At 45.3% G+C, this 15,938-nt stretch carries 11 protein-coding genes; 9 read left to right on the forward strand and 2 right to left on the reverse strand.

Annotation, left to right across the window (positions count from 1 at the left end; translation table 11 throughout):
- Positions 1 to 4: 4 nt before the first annotated feature.
- The 3 genes from ACMJ0U_RS08590 to ACMJ0U_RS08600 all read left to right on the forward strand — a co-directional run bounded on the left by ACMJ0U_RS08590 (position 5) and on the right by ACMJ0U_RS08600 (position 5,618).
- Positions 5 to 1,822: a RagB/SusD family nutrient uptake outer membrane protein gene (locus ACMJ0U_RS08590; protein ID WP_417129570.1), complete on the forward strand. Its 1,818-nt coding sequence runs from the start codon at positions 5 to 7 to the stop codon at positions 1,820 to 1,822.
- A gap of 115 nt (positions 1,823 to 1,937) precedes the next feature.
- Positions 1,938 to 4,076, forward strand: coding sequence for a polysaccharide lyase 8 family protein (locus ACMJ0U_RS08595; RefSeq protein ID WP_417129563.1), 2,139 nt, complete (start codon positions 1,938 to 1,940; stop codon positions 4,074 to 4,076).
- A gap of 3 nt (positions 4,077 to 4,079) precedes the next feature.
- Entirely contained in the window at positions 4,080 to 5,618 is a 1,539-nt protein-coding gene (locus ACMJ0U_RS08600; RefSeq protein WP_417129564.1) for an arylsulfatase, read from the forward strand.
- A 59-nt stretch (positions 5,619 to 5,677) separates the two neighbouring features.
- Here the strand turns inward: ACMJ0U_RS08600 and ACMJ0U_RS08605 are convergent, their stop codons facing one another.
- Positions 5,678 to 7,372, reverse strand: a complete 1,695-nt coding sequence (locus tag ACMJ0U_RS08605; protein WP_417129565.1) for a Na/Pi cotransporter family protein — start codon at positions 7,370 to 7,372, stop codon at positions 5,678 to 5,680.
- 81 nt (positions 7,373 to 7,453) lie between these two features.
- Here ACMJ0U_RS08605 and ACMJ0U_RS08610 point away from each other — a divergent pair, with 81 nt between their 5' ends.
- The 6 genes from ACMJ0U_RS08610 (at position 7,454) to ACMJ0U_RS08635 (ending at position 14,162) form a co-directional block, all read left to right on the forward strand.
- Positions 7,454 to 9,127 carry a nucleoside kinase gene (locus ACMJ0U_RS08610; protein ID WP_417129571.1) on the forward strand — a complete coding sequence of 558 codons (1,674 nt, stop codon included), beginning with the start codon at positions 7,454 to 7,456 and terminating at the stop codon, positions 9,125 to 9,127.
- 74 nt (positions 9,128 to 9,201) lie between these two features.
- Complete coding sequence (gene rpoN, locus ACMJ0U_RS08615; RefSeq protein WP_417129566.1) at positions 9,202 to 10,683, forward strand: RNA polymerase factor sigma-54; 1,482 nt, start codon at positions 9,202 to 9,204, stop codon at positions 10,681 to 10,683.
- A gap of 93 nt (positions 10,684 to 10,776) precedes the next feature.
- Positions 10,777 to 11,373, forward strand: coding sequence for a hypothetical protein (locus ACMJ0U_RS08620; RefSeq protein WP_417129572.1), 597 nt, complete (start codon positions 10,777 to 10,779; stop codon positions 11,371 to 11,373).
- A gap of 34 nt (positions 11,374 to 11,407) precedes the next feature.
- Positions 11,408 to 11,788, forward strand: coding sequence for a glycine cleavage system protein GcvH (gene gcvH / locus ACMJ0U_RS08625; RefSeq protein WP_417129567.1), 381 nt, complete (start codon positions 11,408 to 11,410; stop codon positions 11,786 to 11,788).
- Positions 11,789 to 11,806: 18 nt separating this feature from the next.
- Positions 11,807 to 12,316 carry a 5-(carboxyamino)imidazole ribonucleotide mutase gene (gene purE / locus ACMJ0U_RS08630; protein WP_117673708.1) on the forward strand — a complete coding sequence of 170 codons (510 nt, stop codon included), beginning with the start codon at positions 11,807 to 11,809 and terminating at the stop codon, positions 12,314 to 12,316.
- A gap of 4 nt (positions 12,317 to 12,320) precedes the next feature.
- The gene (locus tag ACMJ0U_RS08635) at positions 12,321 to 14,162 is read left to right on the forward strand and encodes a 4-hydroxy-3-methylbut-2-en-1-yl diphosphate synthase (protein WP_417129568.1); all 1,842 of its coding nucleotides are present in this window, start codon (positions 12,321 to 12,323) and stop codon (positions 14,160 to 14,162) included.
- Between the two features lie 493 nt (positions 14,163 to 14,655).
- Here the strand turns inward: ACMJ0U_RS08635 and ACMJ0U_RS08640 are convergent, their stop codons facing one another.
- Positions 14,656 to 15,783, reverse strand: a complete 1,128-nt coding sequence (locus tag ACMJ0U_RS08640) for a MutS-related protein (protein ID WP_417129569.1) — start codon at positions 15,781 to 15,783, stop codon at positions 14,656 to 14,658.
- Positions 15,784 to 15,938: the final 155 nt, after the last annotated feature.

The following is a 15,938-nucleotide window of genomic DNA, read 5'->3' on the forward strand; positions in this document are numbered from 1 at the left end:
ATTCATGGCTGGTGCCGCCAGCATACTATTCACAGGATGTAGCGACTGGCTGGATCCGAAACCATTGTCTTTCTTCACTCCGGAGAATACCTACAACAGCTACAATGGACTAAAAACAGGTACAGACATGCTGAACCGTGACGTACGCTATTTCGATTACTACCCAACTTCATTCTCGGCAGACCCCTGTATTCTGAGTGAATATTTCTTCTCTGAAATGGCTGTAAACGGACGTACAGATGCAGGAAACACGCCTGTCGACCTGACTGCTCTGATTACTCCCAGTGCGAACTTAAAAGGTAATAACAGCCAGATTAACAACTACTGGACTTACCTGTACAAGGGTATCAAAGATGCCAATACATTGCTTACACGCTCTGAAACCGCAGAATTTGAAAACGAAGACCAACGTAAGGAAATTGAAGCACTGGCTCATTTCCACCGTGCATTCCGCTATTACCGTCTGGTACATCAGTATGGTGATGTTCCTTTTATCGTAGAAGAAGTAACCGGTCCACGCTATGACTTCTATTCTACCAAACGAGAAGCCATCCTGCGCTGGTTAAAGAATGACCTGGAAACCACAGCACCCTATCTTTCGAATGATGTAAACATCGGTCAGGTTACTCAAGCTGCTGCCTATCACTTACTTGCCAAAATAGACCTGGCTCTTGGAGAGTTTGATGCAGCTATTGAGGCTTGTAACAAAGTTATCGGTGACGGAGTACATCATTTGATGACAGAACGTTTCGGAGTAGACAAAAATGACCCGACAAAAAATGTGGTATGGGACTTGCATCAATCTGAAAACAAGCATTTACCAGAAAACAAAGAAGTACTCTATCTTGTATTAGACAACTATGATGAAACGGATGCGCGTTCAGCTACTGGACTGGAAATCAAACGACAAATCCTGCCTATGTACTCAGCTACCACAAGCAATATCAAAACGCCCAATGGTAAAAAGGCTTTCGTTGACAATGATGAAAAGAAAAATCCATACCTGTTAGAGTATGGCCGAGGCATCTGTACGCTTAGACAGACGTGGTATGCCACTCACATGATCTGGACATTGGATAATACAGACTTACGCCATGCTCCCGGTAACTGGATGCGAATGGAAGATTTGACTTATAACAATCCGGCATTGGCAACAGAAGACCCTGAATGGTATGGAAAACCTCTTCAGAAATATGACAGCAAAGGCAACCTGCTTCTGAATGATACTATTCGCTCTTGGTGCGAATGGCCACACTACAAAACCAACGTAGCAGACCAGAAAGCAAACAACTGGCGTGGAGGATGGGCAGACTGGTACATTTTCCGCCTGGCTGAAACCTATTTGTTGAGAGCTGAAGCTTATATTTGGAAAGGAGAAACTGGAGCTGCAGCTGCAGACATCAACGAAGTACGCCGCCGTGCACAAGCACGTGAAATCAGTGCCAGTGAAGCTACTATTTCCATGATACTGGATGAACGTGCCAGAGAACTGTTTTATGAGGAACCACGTAAATGTGAATTAACACGTATTGCTTACATTTACGCACAAACCGGGAAAGCGGACGATAAAGGAAGAACCTATTCAACAGATAATTTCTCTCAAGAGAACTTCTTCTATAATCGCATTATGGATGTAACAGACTTCTATAATAAGGGAGTGAAAAACGCATACGGTCTGACTTATACAATACAACCTTACCATGTATTGTGGCCAATAGCAGAAACCGCTACATCTGTGAATGTACAAGGTCACATCAACCAGAATTATGGTTATGATGGCTACGAAGACAACGTAGCTCCGCTGGACGGTCCGAACGAATAAACGTATATACTTAGTCAATATATCTTTATAGAGCTGTACTTAACAGAGAATATCTTTGAGGTACAGCTCTATTTTATTTATCTTTACATCATAAAACTACAATTCTATACAGACTATGAAAAAACTTTCATTGCTTTTTTGGCTAATACTGTCAGGATTGGGGCATCTTAACTTACTTCAAGCCCAACACGTCTCGCAAAGAGATGAATTTGAAATATTGATGCAAAAAATACGGCAGGATTTCGCGCAAAATCCAGACATTGCACAAGGGCTGGAAAAGTATAACGCTCAAGACGGCTCCTTCACCGATGTGGATTATGCCAGCATCCAGCGTACCAACTGGCCTCCGCTGGTACATATCAACCGCATTTCAGACTTCGTTTTTGCTTATACTAATCCCGACAACAGATACTATCAGAATAAGGATTTGTATAATAAGATAGAAAAAGGACTTGAGTTCTGGCATGAACGAAACCCATGGTGTCATAACTGGTGGTACACCCAGATTGCAGAACCGCAGGCTTTAGGCGTGTTACTCATCCAGATGCGTACCGGCAAGAAACAACTTCCTCATGAATTGGAAAGTAAACTATTGGAACGTATAAAAAAGGATGGTGGGAATCCGGCCAAATGGACAGGAGCCAACCGTACAGACATTGCCCTCCACTGGATTTATCGCGCATGCCTTTCGAAAGATGCCGAAACGCTAGAGTTCGCACTGGAAAATGTCTATAACCCGGTAGTCTACACTACAAAAGAGGGATTTCAGCATGACAACAGCAACTTTCAGCACGGGCAACAATTGTATATCGGAGGATATGGAGATGAAATACTGAAAGGAGTCACTCAGGTGGCCATGTACACACGAGGCACACGCTTTGCCATGCCTCAGGAGAAACTGAACCTTATCAGCAAATTCATGCGGGAAACCTATTATCCGACCATACGAGGAAAATACATGCTGTTTGATGTCATGGGGCGCAGTGTGAGTCGACCGGGTGTTCCCGACAAATCGCATACAGCGTTATTTGCACAACGTATGGAAATTCTGGATACAGCTCATGCACAGGAATTCAAAGAAATCATTTCACGCTTGAAAGAGGAAAAGCCGGCTAATTATGCAATCAAGCCTCAACATACACATTATTTCCGCGGAGATTATTCACTACATGTGCGTCCGGAATATACCTTCGATGTACGGCTGGTTTCCAATCGTACCGCCCGTTGTGAATATGGCAATGGAGAAAATCTGAAAACTTACTTCATGTCCGATGGATGTACCAATATAGTACGTAGGGGAAATGAATATGAGGGTATTTTCCCATCGTGGAACTGGAATCGGATTCCAGGTACTACAGCCCCGCAACTGAAAGAAATTCCACTTGCAGCCAGCGACTGGCAAACACCGGGAACTTCCGATTTCGCCGGAGGGGTGTCCGACAGTTTATACGGAGTTACGACCTATCGCTACATGGATAATTACAAAGACATACGGACCGGAGCACACAAAGCCTGGTTTTTCTTTGATGAAGAAATCGTATGCCTGGGAGCAAACATTTCTTCTACAGCTTCTGAAAAAGTATATACCACAGTCAACCAATGCCTTACATCGTCTGAGCCGGCATCTATTTCTCTTTCCGGAAAGCTGCAATCCATGGAAAAAGGAGAAAAACATTATAAAGATCCTGAATGGATATGGCATGATGGCATAGGTTATCTGTTCCCGAGAGGAGGAAACATTGTGGCCGGTCAGCAAATACAGAGTGGAAATTGGTACGATATTAACCACAGTATCAACCGGAAAGAAGAAATACAAAACGATGTTTTCACCGTATGTATAGACCACGGTCTGCAACCTAAATCCGGAAACTATGCATATATAGTACTACCTGATAAAAAGACTCCCGAAGCAGTAAAAAAATACAGTCGTAACAATCTTGTGGAAATCCTTCAAAATGATGCTGATATACAAGCTGTCAGACACAAAGGGCTTCATATCTGGCAGATAGTGTTCTATCGTGCCGGTCGTTTTCAGTACAAGGAGATGTCCATTGAAGTAGACAGACCTTGCGCGTTGATGATTAAGCACCCCCAAGGACACACTCCTGTTCTGCACATAGCCGACCCAGGACAAACAAGGCAAACTATTAATGTCATCATACATCCTCGGAAGAAAAAAGCATATACCATTCGCATGCAGCCCGCAGAAAATCCTATTTATGCAGGAGCTACTCAATCATTCATTCTACAATAAGCCATGAAAACAAACCGAATCTTCTATTCCACAATCGCACTGGGTACAGGAGCATGCAGTCTTCCTTATACCCTTATGGCCCAACAACAACCGCATATTATCCTGATTGTGTCGGACCAACATCGGGGCGACGCCCTGAACTGCATTGGTAATCCCTCCGTCATCACCCCGAATCTGGATGCACTGGCGCAAGATGGTACCTTGTTTACTAACGGATACTCCTCTACTCCCAGCAGCACACCTGCCCGTTCCGGTCTGCTCACGGGCCTGTCTCCCTGGCATCATGGCATGCTGGGATATGGAAGAGTAGGCAGCCAGTACCGTTATGAAATGCCCCAGATGTTACGCGACTTGAATTATTTTACTTTCGGCATCGGAAAAATGCACTGGTTTCCGCAAAAAGCATTACATGGATTCCATGGTACACTCGTCGATGAAAGCGGCCGCGTAGAAACAAAAGACTTTATCAGCGATTACCGCCTGTGGTTTCAGATGCAGGCTCCGGGACTTAACCCGGACAGCACAGGTATCGGATGGAATGACCATGGCGCAGCAGAATACAAACTGCCCGAGGAGCTTCATCCTACCGCATGGACCGGAGAGATGGCCTGTGAGATGATTCATAATCATAAGAAGGGCAACGGACAGCCCCTTTTCCTGAAGGTTTCTTTTGCACGCCCGCATAGTCCGTATGATCCGCCCCAGCGTCTGTCTGATTTATACAAAGGACGTGACGTGCCGGCTCCATTCATTGGGGAATGGTGTAAAGAGAAAGACTATGCCCGCCTGACAAAAGTGGAAGATGCCCCCAAGGATGCTGCTTTCGGTAACTTTGGTGAAGAATATGCAAAGAACTCACGCCGTCACTATTATGCCAACGTAACTTTCATTGATGAAGAAATCGGAAAAGTAATTGAAGCCTTGAAGGAAGAAGGTATGTATGACAATACGCTCATCTGTTACGTATCAGACCATGGTGACATGCTGGGCGACCATTTTCACTGGCGCAAGACCTATCCTTACGAGGGTTCCGTACACATCCCTTATATTGTGAAATGGCCCGCCGGATATCAGTTTACCAAAGGAGGGAAAATAGACGCACCGGTTGAACTTCGTGATTTACTTCCCACTTTTTTGGAAGCAGCCGGTGGTACGGTTCCCAATGACATGGACGGACAATCCTTATTCCAACTGATGAAAGGGCACGCATGGCGTACGTACATTGACTTGGAACATGCCACTTGCTATAGCCCGGATAACTACTGGTGTGCCTTGACTGACGGAAAAACAAAATATGTATGGCGGTTCCACACTGGAGAAGAAGAGCTGTTTGACTTAGTAAATGACCCTCATGAGCTGAAGAATGTGGCACATGAAAAGAAATACCACAAAAAATTACAAGAACTTCGACAGGCAATGATCAATCACTTGTCTGAACGCGGAGAAGAGTTTGTGAAAGACGGAAAACTTCAAACGTTGAGGCGCACTGTACTATACAGTCCGTTATTCCCAGACAAGAATCCGGTAGATACAGAAATCTGAGACAAAAAAATAGCGAGGCTCCATAATGAACCTCGCTACTTTTTGTCTATTTCTTATTCTCAAGCTTTCTTTTCCTTCACATCCCGATGAGCCTCTACCACATTCACCGCATAATCGCCTAACTTTTCACATTCACCAATGATGTCCATGTAGTGTACCCCCATCTGATAATCGTATTTCTTCTCGTTGACATCAATCACATTCTGGTTCTTCAACTGATTACGATAGTTGTTGATTTCCGTCTCAATATTGAACGACTTGTTGACATCCACCTGCTGATGCACGTCTTTCACCAGTGCAATCATCTGTGTCAGGGCATCATCTGTCAGCTGGAACATTTGTGAAATATGCTCATACTGTGCCCCCGTAAAATCCTCATTTCCGCGATGCTTCCGGTTGATGGTACGAGCCAGATTATAGCAGCTGTCACCGATACTTTCTATCTCTGTCACTTCTCTGAGCATACCCCGGATTTGCAATTTACTTTCAGAACTTAACCTGCCTTCCGACACCAATGTCAGGTAGTTGGCAATCTCCACCTCCATATTGTCGCTGATATTCTCATACTTTTCAATCCGGCTGAACAACTTGTTGAAATCATTTTCATTCTCCGTATGCAACAAGTCACGTACCATGCGGAACATACGCTGTATACGCTCAGCAAACAGGTTGATTTCTTTCCGAGCCTGAAGAATAGACAATTCAGCCGTAGAAAGCATACCGCCCGTAATGAACTGCAAACGGTATTCTTCTTCCTGCTCTTTCTGAGGAATAATCTTGCAGACCGTTTTCTCGATAAAATGTACGAACCAAATCAACAGCAGTACATTGCAAACGTTGAAACAAGTATGGAAGGCTGACAATTTAAAAGATACAGCTACTCCGTCTGCCTCACTCACGTTCATAAAGTCAGAAATAATCCAGTCTACCATCGACAGGAATGGCTCAAACAAAATCAGTACCCAAACCACACCGAACACATTAAACATCAGGTGGGCCATTGCCGCACGACGTGCCTGCGTATTGGCTGTCAACGCTGCCAGATTAGCCGTAATCGTAGTTCCGATATTTTCTCCTAATACCAGAGCCGCTCCCAATTCAAAGCTAATCCATCCATTCGCACACATAATCAGTGTAATGGCCATGGTAGCCGCCGAAGCCTGTACAATCATAGTCAACACAGTACCAATCAGCACGAAAAGTAAGACTGAGAAAAAGCCCATGTCTGTATAATTCTGGACAAAGGCCAGCATATCAGGGTTCTGACTAAGGTCTGGAGCATTTGTTTTCAGAAGATTCAACCCCATGAACAGAAAAGCAAATCCAAATATAAATTCACCGATAGACTTTCGGGTACTTTTTTGAGAGAAAAGTAATGGAATACCAATAGCCAGAAGCGGCAGAGAGAATGCAGATATATCTACTTTAAAACCGAGAGCTGAAATAATCCACGCCGTCACCGTGGTTCCAATATTAGCTCCCATAATCACCCCTATAGACTGGGAAAGCGTCAGCAAGCCCGCGTTGACAAAGCTGACCACCATCACGGTAGTGGCAGAAGAGGACTGGATTAAGGCGGTAATCAACATACCTGTCAGCACCCCCGTGACACGGTTCGTGGTCATTGCGGTTAAAATACTACGAAGGCGGTCGCCCGCAAACTTCTGAAGTCCCTCACTCATGATTTTCATTCCATAAAGGAACAGCGCCAGTGATCCAAGAAGCGCTAAAAAATCATAAAAAGAATATTCCATTTGTAATTAGTTAAGTTGGAAAGAGGCTTTTAATTGTTTAATGAGTAAATTAACTGCCTATTCACAAGGTTAGTAACACATATTACATTTATGCTACAAATATATTGCAAAAATAATAATTCGACAAGAGAATTCCCGGAGGGAAGCTCACTTTTGGATATTTATAACGGTTTTAATCTGTCCATGCCATACGGTCCGGTCAGTGCCAAAGTTAACAATAAGGTAGAGAGTCTCGATTTCCGGGTGTACTACAATAAAGACATTGAATTTCTTGATATTACCAGTTCTTCCGGCATGCGTACTTATGTCCGTTCGCTTTTTTTCATACTGGTCAAAGCGGTAGAAGAACTTTATCCGCAAGGCAGCATTTCACTGGAACATCCCATCTCAAAGGGATACTTCTGCAAACTGCATATTGACCGTACCATTGGATTGGATGACGTACAACGCATCAAACAGAAAATGCAGGAAATCATTGCGGCCAATATTCCCTATACACGTACCGAAAGCCATACGGAAGAAGTGGTCCGTCTGTTCGAAAAACGAGGAATGCTGGACAAGTCACGGCTGCTGGACACTTATGGACAGCTCTATTCTTACTACTATCAGCTGGGCGACACGGTGGACTGTTACTATAGCAGCCTGGTGCCGAGTACGGGATACATCCGTCTGTTCGACATCGTGAAATACTACGACGGGCTGCTTTTACAGATTCCCAACCGGAAAAATCCCACCAAACTGGAAGAGGTAGTGAAGCAGGAAAAAATGCTGGAAGTTTTTCAGGAATATCACCGCTGGAACCAGATTCTGGGCATCAGTACGGTGGGCGATTTGAATGTGGCCTGCAACCATGGACATGCCACCGACCTGATTAACGTATCGGAAGCCTTGCAGGAAAAGAAAATTGCCCAGATAGCTGATGAGATTACCCACCGCAACCAAGACGGGAAACGGGTGAAGCTCGTGCTTATATCCGGTCCGTCATCTTCCGGAAAAACCACTTTCAGCAAGCGGCTGAGTATCCAGCTCATGACCAACGGCCTGAAACCCTATCCCATTTCCCTGGATGACTATTTTGTAAACCGGAACGATACACCGCTGGACGAGAACGGCAAACACGACTTCGAGTCCTTGTATGCCGTAGACCTCCCCTTCTTCGAAGAACAGTTGACGACCTTGCTCAACGGAGGAGAGGTGGAACTGCCACGCTACAACTTCACTACCGGGAAAAGAGAAATGAGCGGTAAGAAGCTCCGGATAGACGAACACATGATACTGATTATTGAAGGAATCCACGCACTGAATCCGGCACTGACCTCACATATTCCAAATGAAAACAAATACAAAGTGTATGTATCGGCACTGACCACCATCCTGCTGGACAACCACAACTACATCCCGACAACCGACAACCGCCTGCTGCGACGCATCATCCGCGATTACAAATACCGCAACTACTCGGCCGAGGAAACCATCGCACGCTGGCCAAGTGTCCGTGCCGGAGAAGAAAAATGGATTTTCCCCTATCAGGAAAATGCCGATGCCATGTTCAACTCGGCCCTGCTGTTCGAACTGGCTGTATTAAAGGATTACGTGGAACCCGTTCTGCGCAAGGTACCCAACCGTTGTCCGGAATACTCCGAAGCTCACCGTCTGCTCCGCTTCCTGAACTATTTTGTTTCCGTACAAGACAAGGAACTGCCCCCGACTTCTCTGCTACGAGAGTTCTTAGGAGGCAGCAGTTTCCAATATTAAAAATTTTGCCTTTTTCTTTGAAGTTCATTTTAATTATTATTTTTGCACGCTGTTAACTCAAGACAACAATAAAAATGGTACAAGGTTCACGTCAGGTACAGACACAGGCGCAACAACAAGTACAGACCCTGTCTCCCCAGCAGATACTGGCTGTCAAGTTGCTGGAACTTCCGACTCTGGAGTTGGAAGAACGGATTCACGCTGAATTGCTGGACAATCCGGCACTCGAAGAAGGGAAAGAAACTTCCGATGCCTCCGACGACCTCAACGATGAGTACAATACAACTGACCAAGACGGAGAACCTAATACCGATTCAGGTGAAGACATCGAACTGGGCGACTACCGCACGGAAGACGATATTCCGGACTACAAACTACAGGAAAACAACCGCTCCAAAGAAGACCGGGCAGAAGACATTCCTTTTTCGGACAACGTATCTTTCTACGAAACGCTGAAAGAACAGCTCGACATGCAACACCTCACTCCGGAACAAAAACAATTAGGTGAATACCTTATCGGCTCTCTCGATGACGACGGACTGCTCCGCAAATCTACTGAAACGATTCTCGACGAACTGGCTATTTACCAGGGAGTCTATACTTCCGCAGAAGAGTTGGAGCATGTGCTTTCGGTGATTCAAGACTTTGATCCTGCCGGCATCGGTGCCAGAAGCCTGCAAGAGTGTCTGCTCATCCAGATTCGCCGGAAAGAAGATTCTCCGCTCAAGCAGATTGAGCTGGACATCATCGGAAAGTGTTGCGAAGACTTCACACGCAAGAATAAAGACAAGATTATTCAGAAACTGAATATCACGGAAGAACAATATAATGCGGCGGCTGCCGAACTGACCAAGCTGAATCCGCGTCCGGGCAGTTCCATGGGAGAAGCCATCGGAAAAAACCTGCAACAGATTATCCCTGACTTCCTGGTAGAAACGGAAGACGACGGTACGATAAACCTCAACCTCAACAACCGGAACGTGCCGGAACTGCGGCTGAGCCGGGAATTTACCGAACTGCTGGACGAACACACCCGCAACAAGCAGAACCAGAGCAAAGAATCAAAAGACGCTTTGATGTTCCTCAAGCAGAAGGTGGATGCAGCACAAGGATTCATCAATGCCGTGAAGCAGCGTCAGCAAACGCTGCTCAGCACCATGCAGGCCATCATTGACTTGCAGCGTCCGTTTTTTGAAGAAGGGGACGAATCCCTGCTGCGTCCGATGATTCTGAAAGATGTGGCAGAACGTACCAAACTGGACATCTCCACCATTTCCCGTGTGAGCAACAGCAAATATGCACAGACCAACTACGGTATTTACCCGCTGAAATTCTTCTTCAGCGACGGCTATACGACCGAAAACGGTGAAGAATTGTCCGTCCGTGAAATCAAGCGCATCCTGAAAGAATGCGTGGCCGGTGAAAACAAGGAAAAGCCTTACACAGACGATGAGCTGGCCGATATGCTGAAGGAAAAAGGCTATCCTATTGCCCGACGAACTGTGGCCAAGTACCGCCAGCAATTGAATATCCCCGTAGCAAGATTAAGAAGATAACATATTGATATGGAAGAAACCAGTATCCCCGATGAACTGACTTATCATGAACCAGCTCCCCGCCATGCAGGGGAACCCCGCGATGCCCTGTTTATGACTGCCCGCATCGTATCACTCATCTTTACGCCGTTCATGGTACCGTTTGTGGCATTCTGCCTGCTTTTTTTCTTTACTTATCTGAACATCATGCCGCTGCAGTACAAGCTGACAATCTTAGGGCTGGTGTATTGCTTCACCATCCTGCTGCCAATGCTGGGCATCTATCTGTTTCAGAAAATCAACGGCTGGACACTCCACGAACTGGGGCACCGCGAAAAGCGTTTTATCCCTTACGGAATGACCATACTGAGCTACATGGCCTGCCTGCTGACGATGTATCGTATACATCTGCCACGCTATATGAGCGGAATCATTGTTGCGACCCTGATTTGCATGGTCATCTGTACGGCCATCAACACACGCTGGAAAATCAGTACCCACATGGCCAGCAGCGGCATGATGGTGGGCGGGCTGCTGTCCTACAGCTTCATTTTCCAGTTTAACCCAGTGGAATGGCTCTGCTTCTTCATCCTGCTCGCCGGCATGTTAGGTTCAGCCCGTATCATCGTCAAGCAACATACTTTAAATGAAGTGGCAGGCGGGTTTTTCGTCGGTTTATTTTGTGGTATCACGGGAATTTTGTTTATTTGAGAACAGATTATCTTAAACTTTAAATTTATTCAACATGGAATTCCCGACTAACATCAAGTACACCAACGAACACGAATGGATTCGGTTGGAAGGCGACACTGCCTATGTAGGTATCACAGACTATGCACAGCAACAGCTGGGCGACATCGTTTTCATCGACGTAACTACGGAAGGCGAAACGCTGGATAAAGGCGAAGTATTCGGTACCATAGAGGTAGTGAAAACCGTTTCAGACCTGTTCCTCCCCATCGGAGGCGAGATTCTGGAAGTCAACCCTCAACTGGAAGAACATCCGGAACTGGTAAACCAGGATCCTTACGGCGAAGGCTGGATTATCAAGCTGAAACCGACGGATGCCAGCGAACTGGACGAACTTCTGGATGCTGCCGCCTACAAAGAGATTATTAACGAATAACTAAAATAAAAACAACGAATGAAACCAATTGTAAGTATCATTATGGGCAGTACTTCTGACCTTCCAGTAATGGAAAAGGCCGCCAAGCTGCTCGATGAAATGCAAGTCCCGTTTGAAATGAATGCCCTGTCGGCTCACCGCACTCCTGCTGAAGTAGAGAAGTTTGCGAAAGAAGCTGCCGGACGTGGCATCAAGGTAATCATCGCGGCTGCCGGAATGGCTGCTGCACTGCCGGGAGTAATTGCCGCCAACACCACCCTTCCGGTTATCGGAGTGCCTGTAAAAGGTTCTGTACTCGACGGTGTAGACGCACTCTACTCTATCATCCAGATGCCTCCCGGAATACCTGTGGCTACGGTAGCCATCAACGGTGCCATGAATGCCGCTATCCTAGCCGTACAGATGCTGGCCCTGAGCGATGCAGAACTGGCTCAAAAATTTGCAGCTTACAAGGAAGGTTTAAAAAACAAAATCGTAAAAGCCAACGAAGAGCTGAAAGAAGTCAAATACGCTTATAAGACAAACTAACTGAATGAATTACTTCAACTATTCTCGCCGACAGGCGAACGAGGTATATGTAGGCGCCACTCCTATGGGTGGCGCTTATCCTATCCGTATACAGAGTATGACGAATACCGTCACCATGGACACTGAAGCTTGTGTGGAACAGGCCAAACGTATCATTGAGGCGGGAGGAGAATACGTACGTCTCACCACACAAGGAGTACGTGAAGCAGAGAACCTGCAGCATATCAATGCATCTCTGCGTGCCCAGGGATACCAGACTCCATTAGTGGCCGATGTACATTTCAATCCGAAAGTGGCAGAAGTAGCGGCCTTGTACGCAGAGAAGGTACGTATCAACCCGGGCAACTACGTAGATGCTGCCCGTACCTTCAAGCAACTGGAATATACGGACGAAGAGTATGCAAAAGAAATCCAGAAGATACGCGACCGCTTCATTCCCTTCCTGAACATCTGCAAAGAGAACCACACGGCCATCCGTATCGGTGTGAACCACGGTTCGTTGTCCGACCGCATCATGTCGCGCTACGGAGATACCCCGGAAGGCATGGTAGAATCGTGCATGGAGTTCCTGCGCATCTGTGTGGAACAGAATTTCATGAACGTGGTCATCTCTATCAAGGCTTCCAATACGGTCATCATGGTACGTACCGTCCGCCTGCTGGTGGAACAGATGGAAAAAGAGGGCATGGCCTTCCCGCTCCACTTGGGAGTGACGGAAGCCGGTGACGGAGAAGACGGACGCATCAAATCGGCCCTGGGCATCGGTGCCCTGCTGTGCGACGGACTGGGTGACACCATCCGCGTATCCCTGAGTGAAGCCCCCGAAGCTGAAATCCCGGTAGCCCGCAAACTGGTGGATTACGTGCTGAAACGCGAAGGACACCCTTACATTCCGGCCACCGAAGCTCCGGAGTTCAACTACACGCATCCCAGCCGAAGAGAAACCGTAGCCGTAGGTAACATCGGAGGCGACCAGCTTCCGGTAGTCATCTCTGCCCGTCTGAACAACGACCTGGAAGTGAGCGAACAGTTCAAACCCGACTACCTGTACTGCGGACAGCGCTTGCCCGAAAACCGTAGAGCAGACATCGGCTACATCGTGGATGCCTGCGCATGGGATGGCAGCGAGCACACCTATCCGGCTTTCAACTACCAGCAGCTCATCGAACTGCATCACCATCCGGCCAAGATGAAATTCCTCTTCACCTCCTATTTAGGACTGAACGAAGAAGCAATGGCCTGTCTGCGCCTGCATCCGGAAGTGGTTATCGTGGCCCAAAGCAACCACTACAACCGCTTAGGTGAGTTCCGGGGTATAGCCCATCAGCTGATGAACCGGGGACTGAAAAACCCGTTGGTATTCTTCCAGCTGTATCAGGAAACCGAAACAGAGGATTTGCAAATCAAGTCGGCTGCCGACATGGGTGCCCTGATTATCGACGGACTATGCGACGGTATCTTGCTCTACAACCACGGCAACCAAATCAGCAACCTGAAAGTGGACGAGACTGCTTTCGGTATCCTGCAGGCAGGACGTATCCGTACTTCCAAGACCGAATACATTTCCTGTCCGGGCTGCGGACGTACCCTGTACGACCTGGAATCGACCATCGCCCGCATCAAGGCAGCCACTTCCCATCTCAAGGGACTGAAAATCGGTATCATGGGCTGTATCGTCAACGGCCCGGGAGAAATGGCCGATGCCGACTATGGCTATGTAGGTGCCGGAAGAGGCAAAATCAGCCTGTACAAGAAGAAGGAATGTATTGAAAAGAACATTCCGGAAGAACAGGCCGTGGAAAAACTGATTGAACTGATTAAGGCAAACGGGGATTATAGAGACTGATTCTCTGGCTCAGATATAAAAACCGTCTGCATGAATCTTGATTTTTTCAAGACATGCAGACGGTTTCTGTATAAAGCATGGATAAATAGCTATTTTTCATCTATAATTCCAAGCCACACACATATCCCATAAAATAGCAGGCTACTTATTATTATGGCTATGATATCATATACATCGAAAGTGCCATGTATATGAAAAAGTCCGAGAAACTCGTATGCAATATAAACGATTGTACCCTTAATTGTATATTGCTTTATTGAATATCTGTTGTCAATGCCATAAAAGAATAACACTGCAGCAGGTACACATACGATACTGCCTATCACATCTGCCAGATGAAAATCATTGATATGGTTTTCATATACATATGGGCGATACGTGTGCGATAGTACCAGCCCGATAGCGGCAATCAGAATACCTGATATTATAAACTTCATATTCACTGTAAATATAGCATGTAAAAAATGAATTATACTATCTCTCTGTTCAATCTTTAATTCTTATAATTTTGCCTTAATCTCTCGGCCATAGCTACAATAGAATCGGAATACTTATATAACTTCAATATTTTTATTGCATTCCCATCTCTGTCAACTCCTTTTTTCAATTTATAATCAAACTCCAGTTGGGTATCCGCTACTTTTTCTGAAAAGTAATATAAATCATATTCATCTTGCAATAAGGTGGTGATTTCATTATCGTGTGTAGACGCAAGAACGATGTGATCAGATTTTGCAAAATCCAACAACAAAGCATAATTAATTGCTATCCGCTCTACAGTATTCGTCCCCTTGAATAATTCATCAAATATCAAAATATATTTTCCGTTATTTGACACATCAATAGCTTTCTTCACGTTCTCAACTTCTTTAAGGAAGAAACTCTTTCCCCGGATAAGGTCATCTTCAGTATGGATAACCGAATAGATTCTACGGGATAGGTCTATACGAAATTCTCTAGCAAAACAAGTGTTTAATACTTTACCAAGAAGCAGATTTACTGCTATAGTGCGAATGAAGCTTGTTTTCCCAGACATATTGGAACCAGTGATAATCATTGATTTTTCAGACAAGGATAAGTCATTAGGAACACAACTATCTATTAATGGATGACAAATACTACGAGCATACAACATTTCTCCTTTACTGTTTTCTATCGGTTTACACCAATATGGAAGACTGTCACGAAAAAACGATAATGAACATAATACGTCTATAAAACCGACAAATTCAAAAACGTGCTCTATTTCTTTTCGTTCATCCCTAATGCAAAGAAACGATTTTGCCACATTCACTGCTGCATACAACGTAAAAATATTCACTAATTCCGTAACTAAGAAAAATAAAAAAGCTGATTCACTTTGCAATGCAATTCCCAATCGGAATGAATGTAGCATTTTTTTAAGTTTCTTCAATCTGTTCAGACAATCTCCTATTGTGGAATCTGTTTTAAAGAACTTATCTATTTGTGCTAGTTTGTCCGCTGTAAGCAAAAGACGATAAAGTTGTGGTATGGAAAAGTAATAGCACGTTAGCTTGCTTTTCTGCCTATAATGTAAAAAAGCATTGCCTACATAAGATAGAAGGAATAAAACAAATGGTAAAGCCGGAGTTGCAGCCACCAACATCCAGATTGAAAGACACTGTCCAAAATTTTGTGTAAATGGAAACAGGATTCAGTTATAAGTTCTTTCTTATATCTGGATTCTGTTTTCAAACATAAGCATAAACTGATTCATAATCAAGCCCCAGTTTGAAATAGGCATTGTCCATTTCT

It is taken from the genome of Phocaeicola sp. (assembly GCF_048170425.1).
Lineage (GTDB): Bacteria > Bacteroidota > Bacteroidia > Bacteroidales > Bacteroidaceae > Phocaeicola.

What these genes read in the sequence shown, in the direction of transcription:
- ACMJ0U_RS08605 (WP_417129565.1), bottom strand. Translation starts at nt 7,372, where the DNA reads ATGGAATATTCTTTTTATGATTTTTTAGCGCTTCTTGGATCACTGGCG.
- ACMJ0U_RS08595 (WP_417129563.1), top strand. Translation starts at nt 1,938, where the DNA reads ATGAAAAAACTTTCATTGCTTTTTTGGCTAATACTGTCAGGATTGGGG.
- rpoN (WP_417129566.1), top strand. Translation starts at nt 9,202, where the DNA reads ATGGTACAAGGTTCACGTCAGGTACAGACACAGGCGCAACAACAAGTA.
- ACMJ0U_RS08635 (WP_417129568.1), top strand. Translation starts at nt 12,321, where the DNA reads ATGAATTACTTCAACTATTCTCGCCGACAGGCGAACGAGGTATATGTA.
- ACMJ0U_RS08620 (WP_417129572.1), top strand. Translation starts at nt 10,777, where the DNA reads ATGACTGCCCGCATCGTATCACTCATCTTTACGCCGTTCATGGTACCG.
- ACMJ0U_RS08600 (WP_417129564.1), top strand. Translation starts at nt 4,080, where the DNA reads ATGAAAACAAACCGAATCTTCTATTCCACAATCGCACTGGGTACAGGA.
- ACMJ0U_RS08590 (WP_417129570.1), top strand. Translation starts at nt 5, where the DNA reads ATGGCTGGTGCCGCCAGCATACTATTCACAGGATGTAGCGACTGGCTG.
- gcvH (WP_417129567.1), top strand. Translation starts at nt 11,408, where the DNA reads ATGGAATTCCCGACTAACATCAAGTACACCAACGAACACGAATGGATT.
- purE (WP_117673708.1), top strand. Translation starts at nt 11,807, where the DNA reads ATGAAACCAATTGTAAGTATCATTATGGGCAGTACTTCTGACCTTCCA.